At 75.5% G+C, this 26,372-nt stretch carries 24 protein-coding genes and 1 tRNA gene; 6 read left to right on the forward strand and 19 right to left on the reverse strand.

The genetic code is table 11. The annotated features are described in order from the left end of the window. Nucleotides 1-59: 59 nt before the first annotated feature. The 10 genes from ACI79Z_RS11220 to ACI79Z_RS11265 all read right to left on the reverse strand — a co-directional run bounded on the left by ACI79Z_RS11220 (nt 60) and on the right by ACI79Z_RS11265 (nt 7,632). Nucleotides 60-1,376 carry a phage major capsid protein gene (locus ACI79Z_RS11220; RefSeq protein ID WP_456902665.1) on the reverse strand — a complete coding sequence of 439 codons (1,317 nt, stop codon included), beginning with the start codon at nt 1,374-1,376 and terminating at the stop codon, nt 60-62. Between the two features lie 126 nt (nt 1,377-1,502). After that, entirely contained in the window at nt 1,503-1,784 is a 282-nt protein-coding gene (locus tag ACI79Z_RS11225; protein ID WP_456902666.1) for a hypothetical protein, read from the reverse strand. A 276-nt stretch (nt 1,785-2,060) separates the two neighbouring features. Further along, nucleotides 2,061-3,860, reverse strand: a complete 1,800-nt coding sequence (locus ACI79Z_RS11230) for a hypothetical protein (RefSeq protein ID WP_456902667.1) — start codon at nt 3,858-3,860, stop codon at nt 2,061-2,063. Then, a complete protein-coding gene (locus ACI79Z_RS11235) occupies nt 3,857-4,327 on the reverse strand; it encodes a hypothetical protein (RefSeq protein WP_456902668.1) in 471 nt (156 codons plus the stop codon). The genes ACI79Z_RS11230 and ACI79Z_RS11235 overlap by 4 nt, the downstream gene beginning before the upstream one ends. A 32-nt stretch (nt 4,328-4,359) precedes the next feature. After that, nucleotides 4,360-4,731, reverse strand: coding sequence for a hypothetical protein (locus tag ACI79Z_RS11240; RefSeq protein ID WP_456902669.1), 372 nt, complete (start codon nt 4,729-4,731; stop codon nt 4,360-4,362). Further along, nucleotides 4,728-5,012: a hypothetical protein gene (locus ACI79Z_RS11245; RefSeq protein WP_456902670.1), complete on the reverse strand. Its 285-nt coding sequence runs from the start codon at nt 5,010-5,012 to the stop codon at nt 4,728-4,730. The genes ACI79Z_RS11240 and ACI79Z_RS11245 overlap by 4 nt, the downstream gene beginning before the upstream one ends. A 173-nt stretch (nt 5,013-5,185) precedes the next feature. After that, nucleotides 5,186-5,638 (reverse strand): hypothetical protein, encoded by a 453-nt coding sequence (locus tag ACI79Z_RS11250; protein ID WP_456902671.1) that lies wholly within the window; start codon nt 5,636-5,638, stop codon nt 5,186-5,188. Then, nucleotides 5,635-6,561, reverse strand: coding sequence for a tyrosine-type recombinase/integrase (locus tag ACI79Z_RS11255; protein WP_456902672.1), 927 nt, complete (start codon nt 6,559-6,561; stop codon nt 5,635-5,637). Before ACI79Z_RS11255 ends, ACI79Z_RS11250 begins: the two co-directional genes overlap by 4 nt. 100 nt (nt 6,562-6,661) lie before the next feature. Continuing rightward, nucleotides 6,662-6,735: transfer RNA gene (locus ACI79Z_RS11260), tRNA-Ile, on the reverse strand. A gap of 351 nt (nt 6,736-7,086) precedes the next feature. After that, a complete protein-coding gene (locus ACI79Z_RS11265; protein ID WP_456902673.1) occupies nt 7,087-7,632 on the reverse strand; it encodes a DUF1707 SHOCT-like domain-containing protein in 546 nt (181 codons plus the stop codon). Nucleotides 7,633-8,081: 449 nt separating this feature from the next. Here ACI79Z_RS11265 and ACI79Z_RS11270 point away from each other — a divergent pair, with 449 nt between their 5' ends. Then, a complete protein-coding gene (locus ACI79Z_RS11270) occupies nt 8,082-9,299 on the forward strand; it encodes a M23 family metallopeptidase (RefSeq protein ID WP_456902674.1) in 1,218 nt (405 codons plus the stop codon). Here the strand turns inward: ACI79Z_RS11270 and ACI79Z_RS11275 are convergent. Next, nucleotides 9,296-10,198: a maleylpyruvate isomerase N-terminal domain-containing protein gene (locus ACI79Z_RS11275; RefSeq protein WP_456902675.1), complete on the reverse strand. Its 903-nt coding sequence runs from the start codon at nt 10,196-10,198 to the stop codon at nt 9,296-9,298. The two genes, ACI79Z_RS11270 and ACI79Z_RS11275, sit on opposite strands and share 4 nt — an antisense overlap. Before the next feature lie 83 nt (nt 10,199-10,281). On the opposite strand from ACI79Z_RS11275, the gene ACI79Z_RS11280 reads away from it, so the two are divergent. Both ACI79Z_RS11280 and ACI79Z_RS11285 read left to right on the forward strand, forming a co-directional pair. Further along, nucleotides 10,282-11,403, forward strand: a complete 1,122-nt coding sequence (locus ACI79Z_RS11280) for a diguanylate cyclase (protein ID WP_456902676.1) — start codon at nt 10,282-10,284, stop codon at nt 11,401-11,403. A 355-nt stretch (nt 11,404-11,758) separates the two neighbouring features. Further along, nucleotides 11,759-12,259 carry a DUF3145 domain-containing protein gene (locus ACI79Z_RS11285; RefSeq protein ID WP_387984854.1) on the forward strand — a complete coding sequence of 167 codons (501 nt, stop codon included), beginning with the start codon at nt 11,759-11,761 and terminating at the stop codon, nt 12,257-12,259. Between the two features lie 231 nt (nt 12,260-12,490). Here the strand turns inward: ACI79Z_RS11285 and ACI79Z_RS11290 are convergent, their stop codons facing one another. The 6 genes from ACI79Z_RS11290 to ACI79Z_RS11315 all read right to left on the reverse strand — a co-directional run bounded on the left by ACI79Z_RS11290 (nt 12,491) and on the right by ACI79Z_RS11315 (nt 19,076). Beyond that, entirely contained in the window at nt 12,491-13,903 is a 1,413-nt protein-coding gene (locus ACI79Z_RS11290) for an acyl-CoA carboxylase subunit beta (protein WP_387984852.1), read from the reverse strand. A gap of 60 nt (nt 13,904-13,963) precedes the next feature. Next, nucleotides 13,964-15,202 carry a beta-ketoacyl-[acyl-carrier-protein] synthase family protein gene (locus ACI79Z_RS11295; RefSeq protein ID WP_456902677.1) on the reverse strand — a complete coding sequence of 413 codons (1,239 nt, stop codon included), beginning with the start codon at nt 15,200-15,202 and terminating at the stop codon, nt 13,964-13,966. 50 nt (nt 15,203-15,252) lie between these two features. Next, nucleotides 15,253-15,492 (reverse strand): acyl carrier protein, encoded by a 240-nt coding sequence (locus tag ACI79Z_RS11300; RefSeq protein ID WP_387984847.1) that lies wholly within the window; start codon nt 15,490-15,492, stop codon nt 15,253-15,255. A gap of 77 nt (nt 15,493-15,569) precedes the next feature. Continuing rightward, nucleotides 15,570-16,535, reverse strand: a complete 966-nt coding sequence (locus ACI79Z_RS11305; protein ID WP_456902678.1) for a beta-ketoacyl-ACP synthase III — start codon at nt 16,533-16,535, stop codon at nt 15,570-15,572. Next, a complete protein-coding gene (locus tag ACI79Z_RS11310; protein ID WP_456902679.1) occupies nt 16,532-17,734 on the reverse strand; it encodes an acyltransferase domain-containing protein in 1,203 nt (400 codons plus the stop codon). The genes ACI79Z_RS11305 and ACI79Z_RS11310 overlap by 4 nt, the downstream gene beginning before the upstream one ends. Before the next feature lie 163 nt (nt 17,735-17,897). Beyond that, nucleotides 17,898-19,076 carry a PucR family transcriptional regulator gene (locus tag ACI79Z_RS11315; RefSeq protein ID WP_387984840.1) on the reverse strand — a complete coding sequence of 393 codons (1,179 nt, stop codon included), beginning with the start codon at nt 19,074-19,076 and terminating at the stop codon, nt 17,898-17,900. Nucleotides 19,077-19,120: 44 nt separating this feature from the next. Between ACI79Z_RS11315 and ACI79Z_RS11320 the strand changes: the two genes are divergently transcribed. The 3 genes from ACI79Z_RS11320 (at nt 19,121) to ACI79Z_RS11330 (ending at nt 22,232) form a co-directional block, all read left to right on the forward strand. Next, nucleotides 19,121-19,810, forward strand: coding sequence for a phosphatase PAP2 family protein (locus ACI79Z_RS11320; protein WP_456902680.1), 690 nt, complete (start codon nt 19,121-19,123; stop codon nt 19,808-19,810). Further along, nucleotides 19,807-20,292, forward strand: a complete 486-nt coding sequence (locus tag ACI79Z_RS11325) for a pirin family protein (RefSeq protein WP_456902681.1) — start codon at nt 19,807-19,809, stop codon at nt 20,290-20,292. The genes ACI79Z_RS11320 and ACI79Z_RS11325 overlap by 4 nt, the downstream gene beginning before the upstream one ends. Before the next feature lie 539 nt (nt 20,293-20,831). Continuing rightward, nucleotides 20,832-22,232 carry a GH1 family beta-glucosidase gene (locus ACI79Z_RS11330; protein ID WP_456902682.1) on the forward strand — a complete coding sequence of 467 codons (1,401 nt, stop codon included), beginning with the start codon at nt 20,832-20,834 and terminating at the stop codon, nt 22,230-22,232. Between the two features lie 188 nt (nt 22,233-22,420). On the opposite strand, the gene ACI79Z_RS11335 is transcribed toward ACI79Z_RS11330, so the two are convergent. Continuing rightward, entirely contained in the window at nt 22,421-23,341 is a 921-nt protein-coding gene (locus ACI79Z_RS11335; RefSeq protein ID WP_456902683.1) for an FAD-dependent oxidoreductase, read from the reverse strand. A gap of 93 nt (nt 23,342-23,434) precedes the next feature. Then, the gene (aceE, locus tag ACI79Z_RS11340) at nt 23,435-26,233 is read right to left on the reverse strand and encodes a pyruvate dehydrogenase (acetyl-transferring), homodimeric type (RefSeq protein WP_387984825.1); all 2,799 of its coding nucleotides are present in this window, start codon (nt 26,231-26,233) and stop codon (nt 23,435-23,437) included. Nucleotides 26,234-26,372: the final 139 nt, after the last annotated feature.

The following is a 26,372-nucleotide window of genomic DNA, read 5'->3' on the forward strand; positions in this document are numbered from 1 at the left end:
GCCGCAGCAGCTCCGCGACGAGGACGGCACACCGGCCGAGGATTAAGGGACCCCGGCTGTCAGAGCCGGACGCCGCGGACGATGTCGAACGCCTTGGGGCGGGCGACGGCGATGTCGCCGCGGTACCAGCCGACGAGGCCGAACGAACCCTCTTCGACCATGTACCGCTCGCGCAGCACGGTGATCGTCAGCGCGGTGCGGATGCCGACGTAGAGCTGCGAGAAGTCGCCGGTGAACACGTCGGAGGTGTCGTTGCTCGTTCCGGTGGTGAGGTTGACCGGCACCTGCGAGGTGGTCAGCCGGCGAACGCCGTCGAGGTAGCCCGGGGCGGCCAGGTAGGTGCCCTGGCCGTCCTTCTGCTTGCCCAGCGAGCGGGCGGTCCGGTCGGCCATGATCTGCGCCGTCGGGGACTCGTTGGCGTCTCGCACGCGGCCGACGGAGTCGACGAGGATGTCCCAGGTCGGCGAGCCACCGTTGGCCGCGACGTTGGTCTTGGTCACGCCGGTGGTGTTGATCAGGCCGCTGGGCTCGTCGCCGGTCCCGGTGCCGTACATCGCCGCGCCGTCGACCTTGAGCGCGAAGCCGATCGCGAAGGCGCGCCGGAGCTGCTCCTCGATCCCGCTGGCGTCCTCGAGCAGCTCCCGGGTGATCTTGGTGACCACCGCGAGCGACTTCGCCGACAGAGTGACCTTGTCCAGCGCCGCGTCGTCCTCGGCGAGCGGGTTGCCCTCGCCGCGCCATGCAGGCGTCGGGTCCTCGGCCCAGCGGGCAACGTCCAGCGTCCGGTTCGCCATCGGCACCAGCCGCGCACCGGCCTGGAACACGCGGGTCTCGGCGCGGGCCAGGTCGATGATCTCGGCGGCCAGCGGAGCCGGGAGCATGAAGCCGCCGTCGGCGGCGACCGTGCCGGTCATGGCCCGGCGCTCGGCCTCCGCGCCGCTCCACTCGCCGAACATCGCGCCGCGCAGGTACTTGCGCAGCGACAGCCCGGTCTCCTCCTCACGGACGAGGCCGCGGGTGCGGAGGAAGCCGGCGAAGGACTGCCGGTCGGTCAGCGGGACGCCGTCGCGGTAGTCGCCGCCGACGTCGACGAAGGCGCGGCGGCCGCTGCCGTCGCCCTCCATCAGGATGCCGCCCTCGGGGATGACGCCGGTCCGGTCGATCACGGTCAGGTCCTCGACGAGGTTCAGCAGTCCATCAAGGGTCTTGGTGAGGCCGCGGACCTCGGCCTGCTCAGCGTCGGTGGGAGCGGCGCTGCGCTGGAGGTACTCGATCCGAGCGCGGACGCTCTCAGCCTCGCGGAGCACGTCGGCCGGCGAGGCGTCGTCGGCGCGGAACTGCTCGGCGGTACGGAAGATCACGGAGGGCTTAGGCATGGGGTCACTGGCTCCACAGGAGAGGAAGGGCATGGAGGGGGATGCAGCGGAGCGCTGCTGATCCGGCCTGCCGTCCTGTGCGGTGACAGTGGCTCCGGGGCGCGGTGACCCCAGCCGAGGACTTGATCATGCGGCACCGCGCCGCAGCTCGTCCAGCGCCTGAGCGACCGGGTCGACACCAGGCGTCACGAGCGCACCTTCGGCCTCGTCCTCCTCGGTCAGCTCCAGCTCGGCGACGGCCAGCAGCCGCCGCCGCTCGTGGAGAGCACGCACCAGGGCGGCGGCGAGCCGATCGGTGAAGCGACGGGCCGAGACCGGCTCGCCCTCGGCGGTGTCGCGGAGCCCGAGGACGATCCGGCGGATCGTGTCGTCCGGGAGCTGGGCGATGTCGTGCTGGTTGATCTTCACGGTCGTACTCCTTCGTTCGGTCGTCGTTCGGTTAGTTCGCTCGGCGAGGAGCGTCGACAGGCCGGCGGCTGCCCGGAGCGCCCCGCTACGCCTGCCGGACCGGCTCCGGGCAACGGGAGCACCCCCGCGGGGCTCCGGCAGGCGTACGGGGCAGCTCCCACTGAGGCCGCCGTCAGGGCGGCGGCGGAGGCGGTCGTTCAGTGGGGAGGGAAATCCCGACGGCGCGGTCGAGAGCGGCCGAGGCCGGGAAGATCGGCACCGCCCCTTCCCCGGGCATCACGAAGCCTCCGCCGCCGGCTCGCCGGAAACAGTCCCGGCGCGAAGGTTGTGCTTCGCGACGATGCAGGTGACGCACTTGCCGGCGGCGGTCAGCGGGTGGCCGCAGTCGGTGGAGCTGACCGTGGGCACGGCGGCGATGGGAAGCTGGCCGCCGTCCCGAGATGCGGTGTATCCGGCACCCGCGGCCCCCGCGTTACCCGCGCCCATCGAGGCGACGGCGGGATGGTGCGGGGGCTGCGGGCCAGGATCGCCGGTCATCTCCGGACGCTCGGGCGGAGTGATCGTCCAGCGGATGACCTTGTCGTGGTTCTTGCCCTCGTCGTCGTGGACGGTCCAGCCGGCCCTGCGCATGGTCGGGGCCTGCCGCCGCAGCACCTGCGTGACCGTCCGCGCGTCGCCCGGCCACCCCTTGGCGCGGGTGTCGGCCATGAACGCCAGCCGGGTGAGCAGCTCGACCGCGGTGCCGGTGAAGGAGTTGCCGGCGTACATGCGCTCGATGGCGGTGATGAACGGGTCGCCGGTGAGGGTGTCGACGGCGACGGCCCCCTGCTTGCCGAGATAGCGGTCCAGCCCGTTGGTGCCGAGCACCCGGTCGACGGCGGCCAGGATGCGCGCGAAGTCGGCCATCCGGGGCTTGCTCTCCAGACGGACAGAGGGAAGGACACCCGCGACACCCGCTGCGAGGTCGAGCACCGCGCCGAGCAGCCGAGGGTGCATCTGGTCCCAGGCCGACCAGAGTTCCTCCTCGGTACGCCGCCCCTGCTCGGAGATGGTCTGCAGGTGGATCGGCAGCATCCGCTCGGCGAGGTCGCCCCGGATGGCCCCGATGTCGATCCCGTTGAGCAGGAGGCACCGGCGGAAGGCGAACACCGCGAAGTCGCCGTCGGTGTAGAGCCGGCGACGAACGTCGCCGTCCCCGGTGACCGCCCGGCACATCGAGTCCGAAAGCCATGCCGGGATGTCGGAGAGGTTGTCGAGCCCGACCACCAGGGAGCCAGTCGCCGCAGTCACCCACGAGTCTGCGTCCCGCGGCGGCTTGCGCAGCGGCACCGGCGAGGGGTCGAGCACGCTGACCAGCAGCTTGGTCGCGCTGCTCTTGCCGGTGCCCTGCTCACCGAAGATCGACAGCACCGGGTGGGGCATATCGGGCCAGAGGATCGCCACCAGCCACGCCGCGACCAGCGGCCGGTCCGCCGGGTCCACGTTCAGCCAGTTCCACAGCTCGTCGAGCGCGCCGCCGACCACCGGCTCGGGCAGAGCCGCGTTGAGCTCCGAGCGCCGGAACAGCACGGGGGCCTGCGGCGCGACTGTCCAGCCGTCGGCGGTGATCCGCACGACCCGGCCGGTCGCATCGCCGAGGTCGAGCCAGAGCGCGCCGCCGCGCTGGGCCGCCCGAAGGTGCAGCCGCTGGGGCTCACCGTCCTCGGCCGTGCCCTCAATCACCAGGAGGGCGTCGGCCAGCGCCTGCTGGGGTGCGGCCCGACCGGTGCGCTCGAAGTAGGCCCGCGCGAGCTGACCGCGCAGCGAGGTCTTGCCGCCGCGCAGCAGCCGGATCACCGGAGGGCCGGAGCGGGGGTCACCGAAGGTGTGCCCCTCGGTGCTGATCCCGAACTCGTACAGCTCGGCAGCAATCTCCACCAGCATGGTGGCCGCCGACTTCTTCTCCACGCGGTCCGGGACGGTGGTGTCCGGTTCGGTCGACGCCGCCATCGGCTCCGCGTCGAGGGTCACCGCTGCGGCGAACACGCTCTCGCGGATCTCGTCCTCGCCGTCGGTGAACAGATCGTTGGCGTTCACCGGTTCACCGCCTCCGCAGCGGCCCGCCGCTGCTGGACGGCCAGCACCGCCGTGACCTCCGCGACGACCAGGCCGAGGAGCGACTCCATGCTGTCGTGACCGACCGCCTGATTGAGACGGGTGGCGAGCATCTCGCACCGGCGGCGCAGCGCCCCGTTCAGAAGGCCCTGCCGGTACCAACCGACCGAGGCCGGCGTCGGGACACCGCCGTACAGGTCGGCCAGCAGCAGAGCCAGGTTGCCCACCGCCTCGGAGCCGGTGACGACCGCCTTCGCCTGAGCGTGCGCGAACACGACGGTCGGGTCAGGGGCGAGGCCACGCGCGGCCAGCTCCCGGCACACGTCGGCGACCAGCGCCAGTCGGGGGTCGGCGAAGTCCTCGCCGTTCACGAGGTGCAGAGCGTCCAGCGCGGCCACGGCCGAGAGATGGAGCACGGCCCCGACGAACGCGGCCTCGGGGTCCAGCATCGCCGTCCTCGCAGCGGTCGTCGTCGGAGCGGTCACCGCACACCACCGCGGCGCGCAGACCCCGGCCGGACCAGTTCGGCCGCCCACGCGGGGATCACGACGTAGTAGCCGCCGCTACCGCAGTGCGCGACGCGGTGGATGACCCGGGGCTCGACGGGCTCGTCGGTCTCCCACCCGTAGCCGTGGAGGTGCTGGTGCCTGCCGAACGGGCAGCGCACCCGGAGCCCGCGCGTCTCCCGGTACGGGCGGATCTCGACGACCTCGGCCGTCGGGTCCGCGAGGGCGGGGGCGGGCAGGTCACGGGCGGTGCCCTCGGGGGCGAGCCTGACGACCTGCTTGGCGGCGACGTGGGTCTCGGAGGGGGCGGTCCCGGTCGAGCGGGCCGCCCCTTCGTCCGCGGTCACGCGGCACCCGCCTGACCCTCGGTGCGGCCCGGCGTCGCCTTCCCGCGCCGACGCGCCTGCGCCGAGCGGTAGGCGAGCCGAGTGAAGTACTCCTTGCGGGCCGACTCGGCCATCCGGGCGCGCACGACGGGGTCAAGGATCCCGTCGGGGTCGACACGGGCTTCGAACCGATCGAGCTGCGCCCGGCGCGCCGGTGCAGTCCGAGCCGAACGGTCGGCGGTCTTGGCCCACGAGGCATGGGCGGCGATGCGGGCGCGCAGGGCGCGCTCGTTGGGGCTCAACGGACAGACCTCTCCCTGAGAAGAGGCCCGCTGAGACCCCGCGCTGCGCGCAGTACGGGTGGTGGAGGAGCGCCGTAGCCACCCGGGCGGCTGCTGACCTAGACGTTAGGACAGCGCCCGGAACGCTACCGCACAGCGCGGACGCTCCGCTAGGAAGGACCTACAGCCTGTGATCAGCGCGGCATTGTGATCTCGCGACGACCGAGACGTAGAGCGACCGCGTACAGCTCCAGCAGTCGGGCCGGACGGACGACGCCGCTGTAGGAGCACCTCCGGCAGTCCAGCCGGGTGCGCCCGTCGGTCATGTCCCGGAGGGGACCGGGCTGGAGCAGGGGGATCGGATCGACGCGGGTGGCGGTGACCCGGCCGCGGTCCGGGCGGTCCTGCTGCGCCGGGACGACCCGCAGTCCCCAGCCGTCCATGTCGGCGAGGATCGCGGGGAAGAGCAGGTGCCCGCGGGGGCACAGGAGCCGCACGACCGACGGCTCGGCCTCCCGCAGGGCGGCGACGACCTCCGGCCAGTGCGCGACCGTCCGTTGCACGGCGCGCTCCTCGTCGCGCATCCGCGGGTAGTGGTCGGCCGCTCCGCCTGCGTCCGGGTGGCTGTCGCGCTCGGGGCCGGTCACAGCCGGTCCCCGAGCCCGGCGCGATAGAACGCGGCGCGGGCGCGCTCGTCGGCGGCCGACGCGGCATACCGGCCGACCATCTCCCTCGACCGCCACCCGGCGAGCCGCATCAGGTCCTGCTCCTGGTTCCCATCGGCGAGCCAGCGGTGCGCGAACGTGTGCCGGAACCGGTGCGGGTGGACGTCCTCGACCCCGGCGTCGGCAGCCCGGCGCTCCAGCATCTGCCGGACGCCGGAGTCGGTCATCCGGCCCTTCTTCCCGATCCAGAGCGCGGAGAGCCCAGCCTGCGGGTGCTGGGCGCGGGCGCGGAGGTAGCGCCGGAGTGCATCGGCGGTCTTCGGGTTGTAGGGGACGGCCCGGCCGCGCCGACCTTTGCCCATAACATGCGCGACGCTCTGCTCCGGATCGAGATCGTCGACGCGCAGGCCGGCCAGTTCGCCAGCGCGCATCCCGGTGTCGAACAGCATCCGCAGGAGCGCGGTGTCCCGCCGGTTCTCGAACGTGTTGCCCTTTGCGGCGTCGAGCAGGCGGCGCAGCTCGTCCTCGGACAGGACGGCGACCGGCTGCTCGGGGACCGCGGGCGGGCGCATCTTCTCCATCGGCGACCGGGGGATCTCGCCGTCGTCGACGAGCCACCGGAAGAGCTGCTGGAGCGACCGGTAATGCTTCGCGACCGTAGCCGGCGCGACCCGGTCGACAAGCGCGGCAAGGAACGCCTCGACGTGCTCCCGGCTGATAGCGCTCGCGGTCGTCGGCATCCCGGCCCGGACAAGGTGCGCGTGGAAGTTCTCGCCGACACGGAGATAGCTCGCGATCGTCGTCGGGGCGACGTTCCGGGCGCGGAGATGAGTCCGCCAGTCGGGGAGCATGGTGGTCAGATCGTCGATCGCGGCGGCCGCGCGCCGAGCCGGAGCCTGGGTCATACGGCGGACCCTAGGAGGACCGGATCCGTCTAGAGCTAGGCGGGAGTCCCCGGCTCTTCGAGCGCTGTACGGGATCGAGTACCCGGGTATTGCCTGGTAGTGGGGCGGGTGGGGCTCGAACCCACGACCCAGGGATTATGAGTCCCATGCTCTGACCGGCTGAGCTACCGCCCCGGAACGACGCTCCCAGCCTGCCAGACGCCGGACCGGCGCTCAGCGGACCCACAGGCGCCGCGCCGCCGGGTCCCAGCGCCGGTCGCCGCCGCGCCGGGCCCTGCCCCCGGAGGTCCGGCGACGGGCCGCGGTCGGTGCGGCCGCCGCCGCGCTGCTGGGAATCAGTGGCGTCGGCCGCTACGCCCTCGGCTCGGCCGCCGCGGGGGAGGGCACCGCGGCGACGACGTCGGTGGTCCGGCCCGGCACCACCGACGGCACCCGGGGCGGCGTCCCCGGCCCCCGGCCCGGCCTCGACGAGGGCACCACCGGCGACAGCGCCTGACCCGTGCGCGGGCGGGCCCGGCCGGGGACTCAGCCCCGGCCGGGTCCGTCGCCGAAGCCGTCGAAGCCGCCGGGCCCGCCGCGGAACCCGTCCGGGCCGGCGTCGAACCCCTCGGCCAGCCCGTGCAGCACCAGCGAGCCGAACGCCACGAGCACCAGGAGGGTGACCAGGCCGACCAGTGCGATGCGCACCGCCGCGGGACGGCCGGCGCGCGCCCCGGCGACGGTGGTCCGCAGCTGCTCCCAGGCCATGAGCCCCAGCGGCCGCCAGCCCGGCGCGGTGACCTGCGGCGGGGCCGCCACCGGCGGGAGGTCGGCGGTCAGCGGCGCGAGGTCGCGCAGGTGGACGGCGGCCCAGGCGGCCGCCATCCGGTCCCCGCCCTCGTCGGGCGTGAGCGCCCCGCGGGCGACGCCGTCCTGCAGCCGGTGCACCGTCGCGAGCCGGTCGGCGTCGGTCGCGCGCACCGGCGGTGCCGGCGGCACGGCGCCCGGTCGCACCGTGCCGTCGGCGGCGGCCGCGTACCGCGTCCGGCCGCCGAACGGCGTCGTCGGTCCTGGGATCGGGGTCCCGTCCATGTCGTTCCTCCCCACGAGAGCCGGTCCGGCCGGCCAGCGTGCCCGCGGTTCCTGTGACGGACCTGTGAGCCCGGCCACCACGGGACATGCCTCGAAGGCGGGAGTGGCACTGCGTGTCAAACCGGCCACGATCCGTGAGACTCGCAGGTCGTCGCGGTGTCGAAACGGTTGAGCGCGCAAGCGGACACGCCGGGGCCGTTATGTCCCCGTGACCTCACCCGTCCCATCCGTAGTACCTTCGCCCGCGGTCCTGCCGGGCCGCTGCGCCTCGGGACGACGAGGACCCCGGCCGGACTCCGCCTGACCGTCCCGGCACGCGCCGGGAGCGGGGACCGCACGGAGGTCCCCGGCTCGGTCGCGCCCGCGGACGCCGGACGCGGGCAGGCCGCCCGTCCCGCCGGACGGGCGCCGATCCGGCAGGCGGCCGCGAGAAAGGGAGATCCGCCCTCTTGGCGACCGCGCACCACCGGACCGCCCGCTCCACCTCCCGCCGGCTCCGCCGCGCCGTGCTCGCCGCCGGCGCCGCCGCGCTCCTGATGGCGGCGCCCGTCCCGGCGATGGCGGACCCCGACGACGACGTCGCCGCGGCCGAGGCCGCCGAGGCCGCCCTCGTCGCCGAGGTGAGCCGGATCCAGGGGGCGGTCACCGCCGCCGAGGAGCAGCTCCAGCGGATGACCGTCGAGGCGGAGGCCGCCGCGGACGCCGCACTGGTCGCCCAGGCCGAGCTCGCCGCCGCGCAGGAGGCCGCCGCCGTGGCCGCGGCCGAGCTGCAGGCCGCGCGCGACGCCGTCGCGCAGGCGCAGGACGAGGTCGTCGAGCTCGGCCGCGAGGCCTACATGGGCAGCGGGGGAGACCTGGGCGGCACCGCCTCGGTGCTGCTGGACAGCCAGGGCCCCCGCGAGGTCCTCGAGCGCGCCGCCACCCTCGACCTGCTCGGCGCCCAGCGCGCCGAGACCCTCGAGCAGTACGAGCTGCTGGAGACCCAGGAGGAGGAGGCCGACGCCGCCGCCCGCGCCGCGGTCCAGGAACGCGACGCGGCCGCCGCGGCCGCCGCGCAGGCCCAGGCCGCCGCCGACGCACGGCTGGCCCAGGCGCAGGGCGACTACGACGCCCTGGCCGGTGAGAAGGCCCGCCTGGACGAGCAGTTGCGCGCGGCCGAGGTCGAGCTGCTGCGGCTGCGCGGCGTCGCCGAGGCCGAGGCCGCCTGGGAGGCCCAGCAGGCCGCCGAGCAGCGGGCCGCGGTCGACGTCCAGTCCAGTGCCGGTGGCGGCACCGCCCCGACCACCGGCCGCGTGACCTCCTGCTACGGCCCGCGCTGGGGGACCATGCACCAGGGCGTGGACATCGCCGCCCCGATCGGCACCCCGGTCCTCGCCCCGGAGGGCGGCGTGGTCCTGCAGGCGGGCCCGGCCAGCGGCTTCGGCCAGGCCGTCTACGTCCAGCACGACGACGGCTCGATCACCCTCTACGGCCACGTCAACCGGTTCTTCGTCTCGGCCGGCCAGGTCGTGGGCGCCGGCCAGCAGATCGCCGAGGTCGGCAACAAGGGCCAGTCCACCGGGCCGCACCTGCACTTCGAGGTGCACGAGGGCGGGCTCTACGCCAGCCGGGTCGACCCGATGCCGTGGCTGCAGGCGCACGGCATCTCGCTGGGCGGCGCCTGCTAGCGGCGTCCGCGGAACCGGCCGAGCAGGTCGCCGGCGCCCCCGACGGTCCGCGCGGCCAGCGCCAGGATCGGCCCGCCGGGGATGCCCGGCGCCGACTCGACGATCGGGGCCAGCCGCATCAGCTCCGGCAGGTCCCGCACCCGCAGCCGGCGCCGCACCAGCGCCGCGGCCGGGTTGGTCCGCCCCGACGCCGCCTCCAGCAGGACGTCGGCCGCGGCCTCGACGACGGCGCCGCGGGGCCGCGTGCCGCCCACCGGCCGCACCGTCCAGCCCGGCGGGTCGGCCGCGAAGACCCACCCGCCGCCGGGGGTCACCAGGGCGGCGCCGCCGGCGATGCCCGAGGAGGCGGCCAGCGCGCCGGTGACGTCGGCCAGCGCGGCCAGCCCGGCGTCCAGGACCCGTGCCGGGACCGGGGGAGCGCCCAGCGGTACCAGGTCCAGGCCGTGCACGGCGAGCTCGTAGGCCTGACCGAGGACCACCGACAGCATCGGCAGCCGCCCGACCGTGGAGACCGCGGGCGCGGCGTCCAGCTCGACGGGCTCCTCGGTCAGGTAGCGCTCGGTCGCCTCCCGGTTGCGGCGCAGCGCGGCGAGGACCTCCTCCCGCGAGGCGTCGCGGTGGGTGGCGGTCACCCGGGCGTTGGTCGCGTCGACGTCGGCCGGCGTCCCGGCGCCGCCGGCCCGGGCGGAGGTCACCAGGTCGGCCAGGGCGGCGTGGTCGGGCCAGCAGCCCAGGTGCACGCACACCTCGTGCGCCCGCCAGCCCGGGAGCCGCGTCGGCCGGTCCAGGTCCACCGCGGCCGCCTGCTCGAGGAAGGCGTCCCAGGCGCCGAGCACCATCGGCCCCACCACGTCCCGGCCGGCATCGGCCATCCCGCGCGTCCCGTCGTCCCGTCCCATGCCCCGGCCCCTACCCACCCCGTCGGGGGAGTGGCACGTGCGTCCGAGTGGAGAACGGAACGAGATCGGCCGAGAACCCCAGCGTGGACGGGGCAGGGGTGCGGCGTGCCGAGGCGGGGACCCCGCGCCGGCCGCGGCGTGCCGCGCCCGCCTGGCTCGGCGCCGGCCTCTACCGGCCGCTGGCCGAGGACGACGAGCGCGCCCGCTTCTGGGTCCGGCACGTGCACACCGGCGTGCTGCTCAGCGAGATCGCCGGCTGGGCCTGCCTGGTCTACACCCTGACGACCCCGACCCCCGGTCACCGGCACCCCGTGCTCCTGGCGCTGGCCGGCTCGGTCGTCGTCCTGACGCCCCTGCTGCTCCTCCTGCCGCTGCACCGGATCGTCCGCGACCTGCGCGGCCCGCTGCTGTTCTCCGTCTGGACGGCCGCCGTGACGGCCATCGTCGCCACCGCTGCGCGGCTGGACGGCGGCACCGACAGCCCGCTGTCGGTGATCTTCTTCCTGGTCCTCGTCTACATGGCGGTGGCCTACCCGCCGGCCGGCGTGGTGCTCACCGGCACGCTCATGACCACCGCGTACGCGACCGTGGTCGCCGGCCCGCCGGATGCGCACTCGCTGCTGGTGGCCACCGTGCTCGGCACGGTCACGCTGATCTGCACGCTGTCCTCGGCCAACCAGTGGGCCGCCCACGACCGGCAGGTGCTGCTGCTGCGCACCCAGGAGGCGCTGGCCACCACCGACCCGCTCACCGGCGTGCCCAACCGCCGGGTCTTCCTCGACCGCGTCGGCCGGGCCGTGCGCCTCGCCGGCCGGGGCGAGCGGGCGGTGGTCTGCATCGTCGACCTGGACGGTTTCAAGGCGGTCAACGACCGGCGGGGCCACGCCGCCGGCGACGAGGTCCTCCGCTCGGTCGCCGCCGCGCTGGGCCGGGTGGTCCGCGAGACCGACACCGTCGCCCGGCTCGGTGGTGACGAGTTCGCCGTCCTCGCCGGGTCCCTGCTGCCCGCCGACGACGTCCTGCTGGCCGACCGCCTGCGCGCCGCCGTCGCGGAGGTCGGGACCGGCTGCGGGGTGACCGCCAGCGTGGGCTGTGCCCCCGTGCACCCCGACGACGACGTCGCGGGCGTGCTGCACCGCGCCGACGAGGCGATGTACCGGGCCAAGGCGGCCGGCGGGGACCGGGTCGCCGATCTCGCAGGGTGACCGACACTCCCGCAGGCCGCTCACCGAGCGTCACCGGCGGTCGACGGAGTTCCGTATGCGACACGGGCTCCCGCAACGGCCCGTGACGGGAGCCACGGTGTAGCGTCGAGGCGGTCCGACCCCGGGTTGGACTCTGCGCCGGTGGTCGTGGTATGGCGCTGACCAGCACTTCCGTGACGCGCGTGGCGGGTGTGGTCACATCCGGAACAGTCGCTGCATCCGCACTGGCGCGACCGGCACCTCATCGTGCACACTGTCACCGGAAGCCCTGGTCCGCCGCCGTTGACCACAGCCTGTCACCGAATCGATCGTCCGTTGGGGAAGACGAGACCGATCGAGTCGATGGAGGTGCCTCGTGCAGCGACGGTCTACCCAGGGTGTCGTCTTCGTGCACTCCTGCCCGAAGGCGCTCTGCCAGCACGTCGAGTGGGCGCTCGAACGCGTCATCGGCGCGCCGGTCTCCCTGTCGTGGGCCGACCAGCCCGCGGCGCACGGTGCCTACCGTGCCGAGGTCGCCTGGACCGGGGTCCCCGGCACGGGCGCCAAGCTGGTCGCCGCGCTGCGCGCGTGGCCGATGCTGCGCTTCGAGGTGACCGAAGAGGCCAGCCACGGCAACGACGGCGAGCGCATGTCCTACGTGCCCGGGCACGGCGTCTTCCGGGCGCCCACGAGCGCCAACGGCGACATCGTCGTGACCGAGCAGCAGCTGCGGACGCTCGCGGCGACCGCCACGTCGGTGGAGGCGTTCCGCCACGGCGTCGACCAGCTCCTCGGCGCGGCCTGGGACGCCGACCTCGAGGTGTACCGCTACGCCGGCGACGGCAGCCAGACCACCTGGCTGCACCAGGTCGTCTGAGCGTCCGGAGCGGAGTCGCAGGTCACGATCAGGGCACACGACGTGAGGCACCCCGCCCCCTCGTCGTAGGCTGCACACCAGGTCGTCCGGACGCCGTCGGGGAAGCGGCGTCCGGGCGACCTCCACACGAGAGGCCCGCCACCGGTGCAGCGGTGGCGGGCCTCTCGGCGTCCGGACGGGAACTCGTCCGGTGGGCGGTCGGCCCCGCTGCGCGGGGCAGCGGGGACCTCCTCAGAGCGGGATGTTGCCGTGGGCGCCGCGGCCGGCCGGGGCCGAGGCGAGGGCCTCGACCAGCCGGCGGCGGGTGCGGGAGGGCTCCACCACCTCGTCGACGACGCCGATCTCCAGCGCCCGGTTCACCCCGCCGGCGATCCGCTCGTGCTCGGCGGCCAGCTGCGCGTGCAGCGCCTCGCGCTCGGCCGGCGGCACCGCGGCCAGCTTCTTGCGGTGCAGGATGCCGACGGCGGCCTTGGCGCCCATGACCGCGACCTCGGCGCCGGGCCAGGCGAAGACGGCGGTGGCGCCGAGCGAGCGCGAGTTCATCGCGATGTAGGCCCCGCCGTAGGACTTGCGGGTCACCAGCGTCACACGCGGCACGACCGCCTCGGCGAAGGCGTGCAGCAGCTTCGCGCCGCGCCGCACCACGCCGTCCCACTCCTGGCCCACGCCGGGCAGGTAGCCGGGGACGTCGACCAGCACGACCAGCGGCACCCCGAAGGCGTCGCACATCCGCACGAAGCGGGCGGCCTTCTCCGCCGACGCGGAGTCCAGGCAGCCGCCCAGGCGCAGCGGGTTGTTGGCGATCACGCCGACCGTCCGCCCGCCCAGCCGGCCGAGCGTGGTGACGACGTTCGGCGCCCAGCGCGGGTGCAGCTCCAGCCCGGGCCCGTCGAGCACGGCGGCCACGAGCGGCTTGACGTCGTAGGCCCGCTGCGGCTGCTCGGGCAGCAGGGAGCGCAGGTCGACGTCGGGGGCCTCCGACGCCGGCGCGAAGGAGCCCTGCGCGGCGAACAGGTCCACCGCCTGCCGGGCGGTCTCCAGGGCCGCCGCCTCGGACTCGGTGACCACGTGCACGACGCCGCTGCGCCGGCCGTGGGTGTCCGGGCCGCCGAGGCGCTCCATGTCGACGTCCTCGCCGGTGACCGAGCGGACCACGTCGGGGCCGGTGACGAACACCCGCCCGGCCGGCCCCATGATCACCAGGTCGGTGAGAGCCGGCCCGTACGCGGCGCCGCCGGCAGCCGGGCCGAGGACGACCGACACCTGGGGCACCCGGCCCGAGGCGCGCACCATCGCGGCGAACACCTCGCCGACGGCGTGCAGCGCGGTCACGCCCTCGGCCAGGCGGGCGCCGCCGGAGTGCCAGATGCCGACCACCGGCACGCGCTCGCGCAGCGCGGTGTCGATGGCGTCGACGATGTGCCGGCAGCCGTCGATCCCCATCGCGCCGCCCATCACCGTGGCGTCGGTGCAGAAGGCGACGGCGGGGCTGCCGGCCACCGTCCCGCGCGCGGCCATGACGCCCGAGGTGTCGCGGGGGGCGAGCAGGGCCACCGACCCGGCGTCGAAGAAGCGGGCGAGGCGGTCCTCGGGGTCGCGCGGGTCGGGGCTGGGCAGCGTCGGGACGGCGTGGACGGTGGTCACCGGACCTCCAGGGGCGGGCCTTGAGTGCGGGGCCGGCCCGGGGGCCGGGCGGGGAGTGCGCTAGGCGGTCGTGAAGACGAGCGCGATGTTGTGGCCGCCGAAGCCGAACGAGTCGTTGACCGCGGCGGTGAGGGACGCCTGGCGCGGCTCGCGGCGGACGATGTCGAGGGCCTGCACGGCGGCGTCGTCGTCGGGGTCGTCGAGGTTCGCCGTCGCGGGCACGACCTGCTCGCGCAGCGCGAGGATGGTGAACACCGACTCCAGGGCGCCGGCGGCGCCGAGCAGGTGGCCGGTCTGGCTCTTCGTCGCGGTGACCAGCGCGTGGTCGCCCACGGCGCTGCGGATCGCGGCGGCCTCGGCGGTGTCCCCGACCGGGGTCGAGGTGGCGTGCGCGTTGACGTGGCCGACGTCGGCGGGGTCGACGCCGGCGTCGCGCAGCGCGGCGCCGATCGCGCGGGCGGCGCCCTCGCCCTCGGGGTGCGGGGCGACCAGGTCGTAGCCGTCGGCGGTGGCGCCGGCACCGGCGAGCCGGGCGTGCACCCGGGCGCCGCGGGCCCTGGCCGAGCCCGCGCGCTCGAGGACCAGCGCGGCCGCGCCCTCACCGAGCACGAACCCGTCGCGGCCCTTGTCGAACGGGCGCGAGGCGCGCTCGGGCTCGTCGTTGCGGGTGCTCATCGCCCGCATGGCGGCGAACCCGGCCATCGGCAGCGGGTGGACGACGGCCTCGGCGCCGCCGACCAGGACGACGTCGGCGCGGTCGAAGCGCAGCAGGTCCAGGCCCCAGCGGATCGCCTCGGCGCCGGAGGCGCAGGCGCTGACCGGGGCGTGCACGCCGCCGCGGGCGCCGATGGCCAGCCCGACGGCCGCGGCGGGGCCGTTGGGCATGAGCATCGGGATGGTGAAGGGGGAGACCCGCTTGGGGCCCTTCTCCTCCAGGACGTCGTCCTGGCCGAGCAGGGTCAGCGCCCCGCCGATGCCGGTGCCGAAGACGACGGCGATCCGCTCGGGCTCGACCCCGGCGTCGGCGGCACCGGACTCGGCCCAGGCCTGCTCGGCGGCGATGACCGCGACCTGCTGGCTGCGGTCCAGCCGGCGCGCGCGGACCCGGTCGAGCTGCTGGACGGGGTCGGTGGCCAGGGTCGCGGCCAGCTGGGCCGGGAACTCCTTGACCCAGTCGTCGTCGAGGCGGCGGACCCCCGACCGTCCGGCCAGCAGCGCGTCCCAGGTGCTGGCGACGTCGCCACCGAGGGGCGTGGTGGCTCCGAGGCCGGTGACGACGACGTCGTCGTTCGAGCTCATGACGGGTCCTCTCCTGGGGGCGTGCGGGCGCGGGCGGCCGGGGACCCGGCTCAGCCCTGGTTCTTCTGGATGTAGCTGATGGCGTCGCCGACGGTCTTGATGTTGCCGAGCTCGTCGTCGGGGATGGCCACGCCGAACTTGTCCTCGACGGCGGTGGCGATCTCGACCATCGACAGGGAGTCGACGTCGAGGTCCTCGGTGAACGACTTCTCCGGGGTGGCGTCGGCGGGGGCGACCCCGGCGACCTCCTCCAGGATCTCGGCCAGACCTGCCTGGATGTCCTCGCTCACGCGGGGGTCCTCTCTCTCGGTGGGGGCGGGCGCTGCCCGCCGTCGGGCCCGGACGTCCCGGGTGTCTGGGGTGCCGCTCAGGGCAGGACGAGCACCTGGCCGGCGAAGGTGAGACCGGCGCCGTAGCCGAGGACGAGCGCGAGGTCGCCGCTCCTGGCCTCGCCGGACTCCATCAGCGCGGTGAGGGCCAGCGGGATCGACGCCGCGGAGGTGTTGCCGGCCTGGACGATGTCGCGGGCGACGACGGTCTCCTTGCCGAAGCCGAGCCGCCGGGTCATCGACTCGACGATGCGCAGGTTGGCCTGGTGCGGGGCGAACACGTCGATGTCCTCGGGCCCGACGCCGGCGGACTCCATCGCCTGGATGAGGGTGTCGGTGAGCCGGGTGGTCGCCCAGCGGTAGACCGCCTGGCCGGCCATCGAGATGCCCCTGGAGCCGGCGACGATCTCGATCGCGGAGAACTGGTCGCCGTCGCTGCCCCACGCCACCGGGCCGATGCCCGGCTCGTCGGAGGCGCCGACCACGGCCGCGCCGGCGCCGTCGGCGAAGATCACCGCGGTGGAGCGGTCGGTCTGGTCGACGACGTCGGTGAGCCGCTCGACGCCGACCACCAGCGCGTTGCGCGCCGAGCCCGCGCGGATGGCCGCCGAGGCCACCTCCAGCGCGTAGCAGAAGCCGGCGCACCCGGCGTTGAGGTCGAACGCGCCGGGGCGGGGGATGCCCAGGCGGTGGGCGACCTGCGGGCCGATGCCGGGGATCGGCTCCTTGAGGCTGGCGCTGGCGAGGATCACCAGGTCGACCTCGTCGGGCGCCAGGCCGCTGGCGGCCAGCGCCTTGCCGCCGGCGGCGACGGCCATCTCCTGCAGGGTCTCGTCCTCCGAGGCCCAGCGGCGCTCGGCGATGCCGACGCGGGTCTGGATCCACTCGTCGTTGGTGTCCATCACCTGGGCGAGCTCGTCGTTGGTGACGCGCCGGCGGGGCCGGTAGCCGCCGAGGCCCAGGATGCGCGCCCCGGGGGCGCCCTTCGGCAGTCGGATGCTCACGCGGGGACCTCCGGGTAGAGACGGGCGAGCGGGTCGCCGGCGTCGACGAGGTCGCCGTCCTGGACGAGCCACTCGGCGAGGACGCCGTCGTACCCGGCCGAGACCTTGACCTCCTCGCGGCGGCTGCGCACGCAGCCGAGGGGGGTGCCGGCGGGCAGGTGGGTGCCCTCGGGGACGTCGGCGGGGCTGACCGTGCCGCGGACGGGGGAGACGACGACGCGCCAGTCGGGCTGGTGCTCGGCCTCGGGGCGGCCGCGGGCGGCGTCGATGAGCGCGCGGGCGCGGTCGAGGTCGCCGGGGCCGGCCAGCGCCAGCACCTCGACGTCGGCACCCTTCCACTCGCGCTTGGCCAGGCCCGCCAGCGCGCCCGCCGGCGGCAGCTCGATGGCCGCGGTGACGCCGAGCTCGCGCAGGGTGGCCAGGCACGCGTCGAAGCGCACCGGGCTGGTGACCTGGCTGACCAGGCGGGACAGCGCCTCGGCGCCGGAGTCGACGGCGGCGCCGTCGGCGTTGGACAGCAGCAGCCGGCTCGGGTCGGCCGGGCGCAGGCCGCCGACCAGGCCCTCGAGCTCCTCGCGGGCCGGGCCCATGTAGGAGGTGTGGAACGCGCCGGCCACCGAGAGCGGCACCACCCGTGCCTTCGCCGGCGGCTCCGCCTTGAGCGCGGCCAGCCCGTCGAGCGGCCCGGCGACGACGACCTGGCCGCCGCCGTTGAGGTTGGCCGCGACCAGCCCGTGCCGCTCGAGCGCCTTCTCCAGCTCGTCGGGGTCGGCGCCGAGGACGGCGGACATGCCGGTCGGGGTGAGCCCGCAGGCGCGGGCCATCGCGCGGCCGCGGACGGCGGTCAGCGCGATCGCCGCCTCGACCGACAGCACGCCGGCCAGCGCGGCCGCGGTGAGCTCGCCGACGCTGTGCCCGGCGATGACGACGTCGCGGCCGGTCTGCGGGCTGTGCGCGACCGGGCCGGGCAGGCCGCCGAGCTCGCGGGCGACGAACAGGCTCATCGCGACGACCAGCGGCTGGGTGACCGCGGTGTCGCGGATCGCCTCGGCGTCGCCGGTGGTGCCCAGGGTCAGCAGGTCGGCGTCGGCGATCGCCCCGGCCCAGCGGAAGAAGGACTCGGCGCCGGGGAGCTCCAACCAGGGGGTGAGCATCCCGGGCTTCTGCGCACCCTGCCCGGGTGCGAGGACGGCCAGCACCCCACCACCGTCTCATTGGTCACGGCCCCCCGCGCGCTCGTCCGGCACGAAAGGACACCGCTGCGCTTTGGAGGGTTCCTACAACAGCGGAGCCCGGACGAGCCGTCGCGGTGCCGATCCGTGGTGGACAACACTGCAGGACCCCTTGCGGCCCCGGGCACTGCTAGTGCCAGAGGGAGCGCTCGCCGCCCAGGTCGGCCAGTGCGAGCGCGACCTGGAGCGTCCAGGCGCCGCGCGGGTCGGTGGCCACCTGGCCGGTCACCTCGGCGGCCCGCTTGAGCCGGTACCGGACGGTGTTCGGGTGGACGAACAGCGCCCGCGCGGTGGCCTCCAGGTTGCCGCCGCCGGCCAGCACCGCCCGCACCGTCTCGAGCAGGTCGCCGCCGGCGGTGCGCAGCGGGAGCACCACCCGCTCGGTGAGCGCCGCGCGGGCCAGCGGGTCGCCGTCGAGGGCCCGCTCGGGCAGCAGCGCGTCGGCGGGCACCGGCCGCGGTGCGCCGGGCCAGGCGCGCGCGGCCCGGAGCCCGGCCAGCGCCGCCGCGGCCGACCCGCCGGCCGCGCTGAGCCGGTCGACGACCGGGCCGAGGACCACCGGGCCCGGCCCGAACTCCTCGGTGACCCGCTCGGCCGCCGACCGCAGGTCCTCGGCGCCGCCCAGCACCACCACCAGGTGCTCGGCGTGCACGCCCACGAGCACCTCGCAGCGGTGCGAGCGGGCGGCGCGGCGGACGTCGGCGTGCGTGTCGCCGTCGGCGGGGGCGACCCCGACCAGCACGGCCACCGGGCCGGTGCCGTCCCAGCCGAGCGCGGAGGCGCGGCCGGGCAGCTCCTCGGAGCGCTCGCCGCGGACCAGCGCGTCGACGACCAGCGCCTCCAGTCGCGCGTCCCAGGCGCCGCGGTTCTCGGCGAAGCTCGCGTAGACGTGCGCGGTGGCGAAGGCGACCTCGCGGCTGAACAGCAGCACGGCCAGGCGCAGCGCGTCGGCGTCGCCGGGCTCGGCCACCGACTCGACGTGGTCGTCCATCACCTGGACGGTGAGCTCGACCAGGTCGACGGTCTGCTTGAGCGGCACGGCGCGGACCAGGTCGCGGGGCGCGGCGCCGAACACCTCGCCGGTGAGCCGGGGCGGGCGGTCGGGGGAGCGGCACCACTCGACCAGCGAGGCGATGCCGGCCTGCGCGACGAGCATGACCCACGAGCGCTGGTCGGCGGGCATGGTGCGGAACCAGGGCAGGTCCTCGTCCATGCGGGCGACGGCGCGGGTGGCGATGGCCCCGGAGGCGCGCTCCAGCCGCCGCAGCGTCGCCGCCGTCGGCGGGCGGTCGATCACCCGGTGGGCCACGCGGTCAGCGTGTCACGGCCCGTTGCGTCGGGGAGAGTGGGGGAGTGACCGCCCCGACCACCGCGCCCGCACGGGCCCGCCGCCGGGTGCTCCGCGCGATCGGGGCCGGCCTCGCCGTCCTCGCCCTGCTCGGGACCGGGGTGGCGGCCCGCTTCGGCCCGCAGGTGCGCCTCGACGACGCGGTCAGCCGGGAGCTGTACGCCGGGGACGACCGCTCGGCGCCGGTGAGCGCACTGCTGGAGACGCTCACCACCCCGGGCGTCACCTGGTTCCGCGTGCTGGTGTTCCTGCCGGTGCTGGTCTGGCTGGTCCGCCGCCGGGCGTGGCGCACCGTGCTGTGGGTCGTCGTCGCGGTCACCGCCGTCGGGCCGCTCACCACCGCGCTCAAGGAGCTGGTCGGGCGCGCCCGCCCGGCGTTCGAGAACGGCGGCCTGGTGTACGAGGGGCTGAGCTACCCGAGCGGGCACTCCTCGGGCATCGCCACGCTGGTCACCGTCGCGCTGGTGCTGGCCTGGCCGCGGCTGACCGCGCCCGGCCGCCGCGCCGCCGTCGCCGCGGGGGTCGCGCTCGCGGTGCTGGTCGGGCTGACCCGCGTGTGGCTGGGGGTTCACTACCCGTCCGACGTCGTCGGCGGGCTGTGCCTGGGGACGGCGTGGTCGCTGCTGGTCGCCCTGGTCGCCGGCGGGCTGCCCGGCGGTCCGGCGGCGCTGCCCGGGCGGGACGCCGCGCGGTGACCGGCGTCGAGGGCGCCCCGCTGCTCGAGCCGGGCGACGGCTCGCTCGGCCCGCTGCTGCGGGTCACCGACGACCGGCTGCCGCCCGGCGCCGGCTACGGCGTGCACTTGCACCGCGCGGTCGACGTCGTCGCGGTCGTGCTGGCCGGCTCGCTCACCCACCGGTGGGGCGGGGACGCCCCGCTGGCGGCCGGCGACGTCGGCGTGCTGCGCGCGGGCACCGGGCTGGACCACGACGAGGTCGCCGGACCCGGCGGCGCCCGGGTGCTGCAGGCCTACCTGCGCGCGGCCGACCCGGGCGCGGCCCCGGCGCACGAGGTCGTGCGCGCCCCCGCGGGCTGGGTCGACCTCGGCCGCCCCGACGCCCGGCTGTGGCTGGGGGCGGACGGCCCCGACGTCCCCGACGGCGTCGTGCTGCGCCCCGGCGGCGGGGTCGCCGTCGTGTGGCGCGTCGATGCCGCCCGCCCCGTCTGGGCGACCTGAGCGAGGACCCTCGCGACCTCGGGCGGAGGCGCGCCGCACGAGCCGGGTCGGGCAGACCCGCGCCTCCACCTCCGCGGAGCCCTCGACCTGGCGCAGCAGCAGGTCGGTCATGTGGCGGGTCATCTCGCCCAGCGGCTGGGCGACCGTGGTCACCACCGTCCACGTCACCCACGACCAGGTCGGGGCGATGACGACGGGCGACCGCGTGGCGGTGCTGCGCGACGGCGCCCTGCAGCAGTGCGACACCCCGGCGCCCTGCGCGACCGCCCGGCCACCACCTTCGCCGCCGGGTCCATCGGCTCGCCGGCGCGCTGCTGCCGGCGTCGCGGGACCTGCTCGACCGGGCCGCCGCCGGCACCGGGGGGTCACCGTCGGCTTCCGCCCCTGCGGGTCCGCGAGGGCGGCCTGCACGTCCTCGACCCCGTGACGCAGGCGCGCGTCGACCAGCCCCTACCGTCCTCCCGTCGGCGGCGACCGCTGCCGCCGCGCCTCCCCCTGGCCCCGCCCCGCTCACCCCTGCCCTGAGGAGCACCCCTGCCGTGACCACCACCGACACCCACGAGGACGCCCTCGCCGGGCTGACCTTCCCGCCCGACTTCGTGTTCGGCGCCGCGACCGCCTCGTACCAGATCGAGGGCGCCGTGACCGAGGACGGGCGGGGACCGTCGATCTGGGACACCTACAGCCACACGCCCGGCCGCACGTTCGGGGGCCACACCGGCGACGTCGCCGTCGACCACTACCACCGCTACCGCGACGACGTCGCGCTGATGGCGGACCTGGGGCTGTCTGCGTACCGGTTCTCGGTGGCCTGGCCGCGGGTCCTGCCCGAGGGCGGCGGCCGGGTCGAGCAGCGCGGGCTGGACTTCTACCGGCGGCTGGTCGACGAGCTGCTCGCCGTCGGGGTGCAGCCCTGGCTGACCCTGTACCACTGGGACCTGCCGCAGGCGCTGCAGGACCGCGGGGGCTGGGCCGATCGGGACACCGCAGAGCGCTTCGCCGACTACGCCGCGGTCGTCGTCGACGCCCTGGGCGACCGGGTGCGGCACTGGTCGACGCTCAACGAGCCGATGTGCAGCGCGCTGCTCGGCCACGTGTCCGGCGCGCACGCCCCCGGCCTGCAGGACCCGGTCGCCGGCGCCCGCGCCACCCACCACCTGCTGCTCGGGCACGGCCTGGCCGCCGCCCGGCTGCGGGCGGCCGGGGTGACCTCCCTCGGCGTCACGCTGAACTTCACGCCGATGCACCCGGCGACCCAGGACCCCGCCGACGTCGACGCCGCCCGCCGGCTCGACGGCCAGCAGAACCGGATGTTCCTCGAGCCGGTGGTCCACGGCGCCTACCCGGCCGACGTCGTCGCCGACCTCGAGGCCGCCGGCGCCCCGCTGCCGGTGCGCGACGGCGACCTGGAGACCATCGCGGCGCCGCTGGACTGGCTGGGCGTCAACTACTACTTCGAGCAGACCGTGCGGGCCGGCACCCGCCCCGCGGACGCGCCGCCGACGTCGTTCATCGGCGGCGAGGACGTCGTCGAGCTCGACCCCGAGGGCCCGACGACGACGATGGGGTGGGGGATCAGCCCGCAGGCGTTCACCGACCTGCTGCTGTGGCTCACCGAGCGCGCGCCCGGCCTGCCGCTGGTGGTCACCGAGAACGGCTCGGCCTGGGACGACGAGGTCGACGCCGAGGGCGCGGTGCACGACCCCGAGCGGGTCGACTTCCTGGTCCGCCACCTCGGCGCGATGGCGGCGGCGATGGAGCGCGGGGCCGACGTCCGGGGCTACTTCGCCTGGTCGCTGCTGGACAACTTCGAGTGGGCCCGCGGCTACGCGCAGCGGTTCGGGCTGGTGCACGTCGACTACGCCACCCAGCGGCGCACGGTGAAGGACAGCGGCCGGGCCTACGCCGAGCTGCTGCGCCGGCACCGCGCCGGGGCCTGAGGACCGGGGGCCCGTGCGGGGGTCGCGCACGGGCCCCCGGTCCTACGCCGCGGCCGGGCGGTCGCTGCTCGCCACGGCCGTCGCGCGGGTGGACGGGCTCGGGCGGGTCACGGGCGCCGCGGCCGCCCCTCGGTCCACCGTCCCGGGCACTCGCCCGAGGCGCAGGCCCGGCTGCTCCCGGCCGACGCTCAGACCAGGTCGGCGACGTCGGCCGCGCAGCCCCAGGAGAGGGTGACCCCGGCGCCGCCGTGCCCGTAGCAGGCGACGACCGGCCGCCCGCCGACCTCGAGCCGCTCCAGCCGGACGGTGGGCCGGCCCGGCCGCAGCCCGACCGCCCGCGACAGCACCGGCTGTCCCCGCAGCGCCGGGACGAGCGCGCACGCCCGCTCCAGGATCGCGGCCTCCACCTGCGGGTCGGGGTCGCGGCCCGTGGCCCCCTCCACCGCCGTCCCGCCGACGACGACGTCCCGCCCTCGGGGGACGACGTAGGTCAGCCCGGCCGGGCCGTCCTCGTCCAGCACCCACCCGGGCAGGCCCGGGTCGGCGAGGCGGACCACCTGGCCCTGCACGGGCACGCAGGTGTCGTCGTCGAGGAGGTGCCCGGACCCCAGCCCCGCGGCCACCACGACGACGTCCCCGGCCACCTCGTCGAGCGACCCGACCCGGCCCGGCACGGTCGTCACCCCGGCCGCGGCGCACGCGGCGGCCAGCCAGGGCAGGTACCGGCCGGTGTCGACCACCGGCAGCGTGCAGCGGGTGCCGGCGGGCGCGCCGGGCGGCAGCTCGTCCGGGGACGCGGGACGGACCCCGGGCACCCCCGGCGCCCACCACGGGTCGGGGTCGGGGGTGCGGTGCACGTACGTGCCCGGGCGCAGCGCCACCCCGGTCGCCGGGTCGGCGGCGAGCCGGGTGAGGACCTCCAGCGAGGTGGCGCCCCACCGCAGCACGGCGTCGGCGGGCGCCACCCGGTAGGGGGACCAGATGGCGGCGGCCACCGCGGAGGTGGTCGCCTCCCACGGGTCGGCGGTGAGCAGCCGGACGCGGTGCCCGGCACGGGCGAGCTCCAGCGCGCAGGTCAGCCCGACGACGCCGCCGCCGACGACCGCCACGGTGCGGCGGTCGTCGGCGGCGGTCCTGGACCCGGCCCCCTTGCAGGGTCCCGCCGCGAGCTGGCGAGTGGCGGGGGGCAAGGGGGTCCTCGCTCAGGTCGCCGGGCTCGGGTCGGTCCGCTCCTCGGCCGGCGCGGCCTGCACGTCGCGGATCCGGTACCTCTCCACCGCCTCGCGGACCTTCGACCGGTCCACCTGGCCCCGGTCGGCCAGCGACGCCAGCGTCCGGACGACGATCGACTCGGCGTCGACGTGGAAGTGCCGGCGCAGCGCCGGGCGGGTGTCGGACAGGCCGAACCCGTCGGTGCCCAGGGTGGCCATGCCCCCGGGGACGAACGGCGCGATGAGGTCGGGGACCGACTTCATCCAGTCCGACACCGCCACGACCGGGCCCTCGGCGTCCTGCAGCCGCTGGGTCACGTAGGGCACCTGCGGCTCGTCCTCCGGGTGCAGCAGGTTGTGCTCGCTGACCTCGTCGGCCTGCCGGCGCAGCTCGGTCCACGAGGTCACCGACCACACGTCGGCCGACACGCCCCAGTCCTCGCGCAGCAGCTCCTGCGCCCGCAGCGCCCACGGCACCGCGACGCCGGACGCCAGCACCTGGGCCCGCGGGCCCTCACCGGAGCCCGGCGCGTACAGGTACATGCCGGCGAGCAGGCCCTGGACGTCGAGGCCCTCGGGCTCGGCCGGCTGGTTGTAGGGCTCGTTGTAGACGGTCAGGTAGTACATGACGTCGGGGCTGCGGTGCCCGCCCAGCGGCGCGCCCGGGTCCTCGCCGTACATGCGCAGCAGCGCGTCCCGGGTGATGTGCCCGACCTCGTAGGAGAACGCCGGGTCGTAGGACACGACGGCCGGGTTGGTGTGCGCCAGCAGCAGCGAGTGCCCGTCCTCGTGCTGCAGGCCCTCGCCGTTGAGCGTCGTGCGGCCGGCGGTGGCCCCGAGGACGAAGCCGCGGGTCATCTGGTCGGCGGCGGCCCAGAACGAGTCGCCGGTCCGCTGGAACCCGAACATCGAGTAGAAGATGTAGATCGGGATCATCGGCTCGCCGTGCGTGGCGTACGAGGTGCCGACGGCGGTGAACGACGCCGTGGAGCCGGCCTCGTTGATGCCCTCGTGCAGGATCTGGCCCTGCTCGGACTCCTTGTAGGCCAGCATCAGCTCGCGGTCGACCGAGGTGTAGCGCTGCCCGCCCGGGTTGTAGATCTTCTGCGACGGGAAGAGGCTGTCCATCCCGAAGGTGCGGGCCTCGTCCGGGATGATCGGCACGAACCGCGGGCCGAGCTCCTTGTCCTTGAGCAGCTCCTTGAGCAGGCGGACGAACGCCATCGTCGTCGCCACCTCCTGCTTGCCCGAGCCGCGGCGCAGGACGTCGAGCGCCTTGTCGTCGGGCGCCTTGAGCGGCTTGAACTCCGAGCGCCGCCGCGGGACCGCCCCGCCCAGGGCCCGGCGCCGCTCGAGCATGTACTGCATCTCGTCGGAGTCCGGGTCGGGCTTGTAGTAGGGCGGCAGCGTCTTGTCGAGCGCCTCGTCGGGGATGGGCAGGTAGAGCCGGTCGCGGAAGGCGGCGAGGTCCTCGGCGGTCAGCTTCTTCATCTGGTGCGTGGAGTTGCGGCCCTCGAAGTGGCTGCCCAGCGTCCAGCCCTTGATGGTCTTGGCGAGGATGACCGTCGGCTGGCCCTTGTGCTCCACCGCCGCCTTGAACGCCGCGTAGACCTTGCGGTAGTCGTGCCCGCCCCGGGAGAGGTCCCAGACCTCCTTGTCGCTCATGTGCTCGACGAGCTTGCGGGTGCGCGGGTCGCGGCCGAAGAAGTGCTCGCGCACGAAGGCGCCGTCCTCGGCCTTGTAGGTCTGGTAGTCGCCGTCGGGCGTCTGGTTCATGAGGTTGACCAGCGCGCCGTCGCGGTCGGCGGCCAGCAGCGGGTCCCACTCGCGGCCCCAGATCACCTTGATGACGTTCCAGCCGGCGCCGCGGAAGAAGGACTCCAGCTCCTGGATGACCTTGCCGTTGCCGCGCACCGGGCCGTCGAGCCGCTGGAGGTTGCAGTTGACGACGAAGGTGAGGTTGTCCAGCTCCTCGCGAGCGGCCAGGCCGATCAGGCCCAGTGACTCCGGCTCGTCCATCTCGCCGTCGCCGAGGAACGCCCACACGTGCTGGTCGGAGGTGTCCTTGACGCCGCGGGCGTGCAGGTACCGGTTGAACCGGGCCTGGTAGATCGCGTTCATGGGGCCCAGGCCCATGGAGACGCTGGGGAACTCCCAGAAGTCCGGCATCAGCCGCGGGTGCGGGTAGCTGGACAGGCCGCCGCCGGGGTGGCTGACCTCCTGCCGGAACCCGTCGAGCTGCTGCTCGGTGAGCCGGCCCTCGAGGAACGCGCGGGCGTAGATGCCGGGGGAGGCGTGGCCCTGGAACCAGATCTGGTCGCCGCCGCCGGGGTGGTCCTTGCCGCGGAAGAAGTGGTTGAAGCCCACCTCGTACAGGGACGCGGAGGAGGCGTAGGAGGAGATGTGGCCGCCGACGCCGATGCCCGGCCGCTGCGCGCGGTGCACCATGATCGCGGCGTTCCACCGGATGTAGGCGCGGATGCGCCGCTCGACGTGCTCGTCGCCGGGGAAGTAGGGCTCCCGCTCGGGCGGGATCGTGTTGATGTAGTCGGTGCTGCGGAGGGACGGGACGCCCACCTGCTGCTCACGGCTGCGCTGCAACAACTTGAGCATGAGGTAGCGGGCTCGCCCGCGGCCTGCGTGCTCGACGACGCTGTCGAGCGACTCCACCCACTCCTGGGTCTCGTCGGGGTCGGTGTCGACCAGCTGGCTCGGGAGCCCGTCGGTGATGACCGCGCGGGGCTGTCCGGCGTCGCGGGTGGGGTCTCCACCCTGCTGCGGTGCGCTCATGCCCCCATCGTCGCGCGCCGGGATGGTCCGCGTCACGCAGGACCTCCCGCTCAGCGGTGTGCGCGGCGCCCCGGGCGCGTCGTCGACGACGGCTTGCGCGTGACCAGGCATGCCCTACGCTCCTGCCCACGCGGACCGA

The organism is Geodermatophilus sp. SYSU D00663 (genome assembly GCF_054050655.1).

Bases quoted from the DNA above. Each gene is read 5' to 3' on its own strand.
- ACI79Z_RS11275 (WP_456902675.1), bottom strand. From the start codon at position 10,198: ATGGGACGGGACGACGGGACGCGCGGGATGGCCGATGCCGGCCGGGAC.
- ACI79Z_RS11295 (WP_456902677.1), bottom strand. From the start codon at position 15,202: ATGAGCTCGAACGACGACGTCGTCGTCACCGGCCTCGGAGCCACCACG.
- ACI79Z_RS11255 (WP_456902672.1), bottom strand. From the start codon at position 6,561: ATGACCCAGGCTCCGGCTCGGCGCGCGGCCGCCGCGATCGACGATCTG.
- aceE (WP_387984825.1), bottom strand. From the start codon at position 26,233: ATGAGCGCACCGCAGCAGGGTGGAGACCCCACCCGCGACGCCGGACAG.
- ACI79Z_RS11265 (WP_456902673.1), bottom strand. From the start codon at position 7,632: ATGGACGGGACCCCGATCCCAGGACCGACGACGCCGTTCGGCGGCCGG.
- ACI79Z_RS11235 (WP_456902668.1), bottom strand. From the start codon at position 4,327: ATGCTGGACCCCGAGGCCGCGTTCGTCGGGGCCGTGCTCCATCTCTCG.
- ACI79Z_RS11220 (WP_456902665.1), bottom strand. From the start codon at position 1,376: ATGCCTAAGCCCTCCGTGATCTTCCGTACCGCCGAGCAGTTCCGCGCC.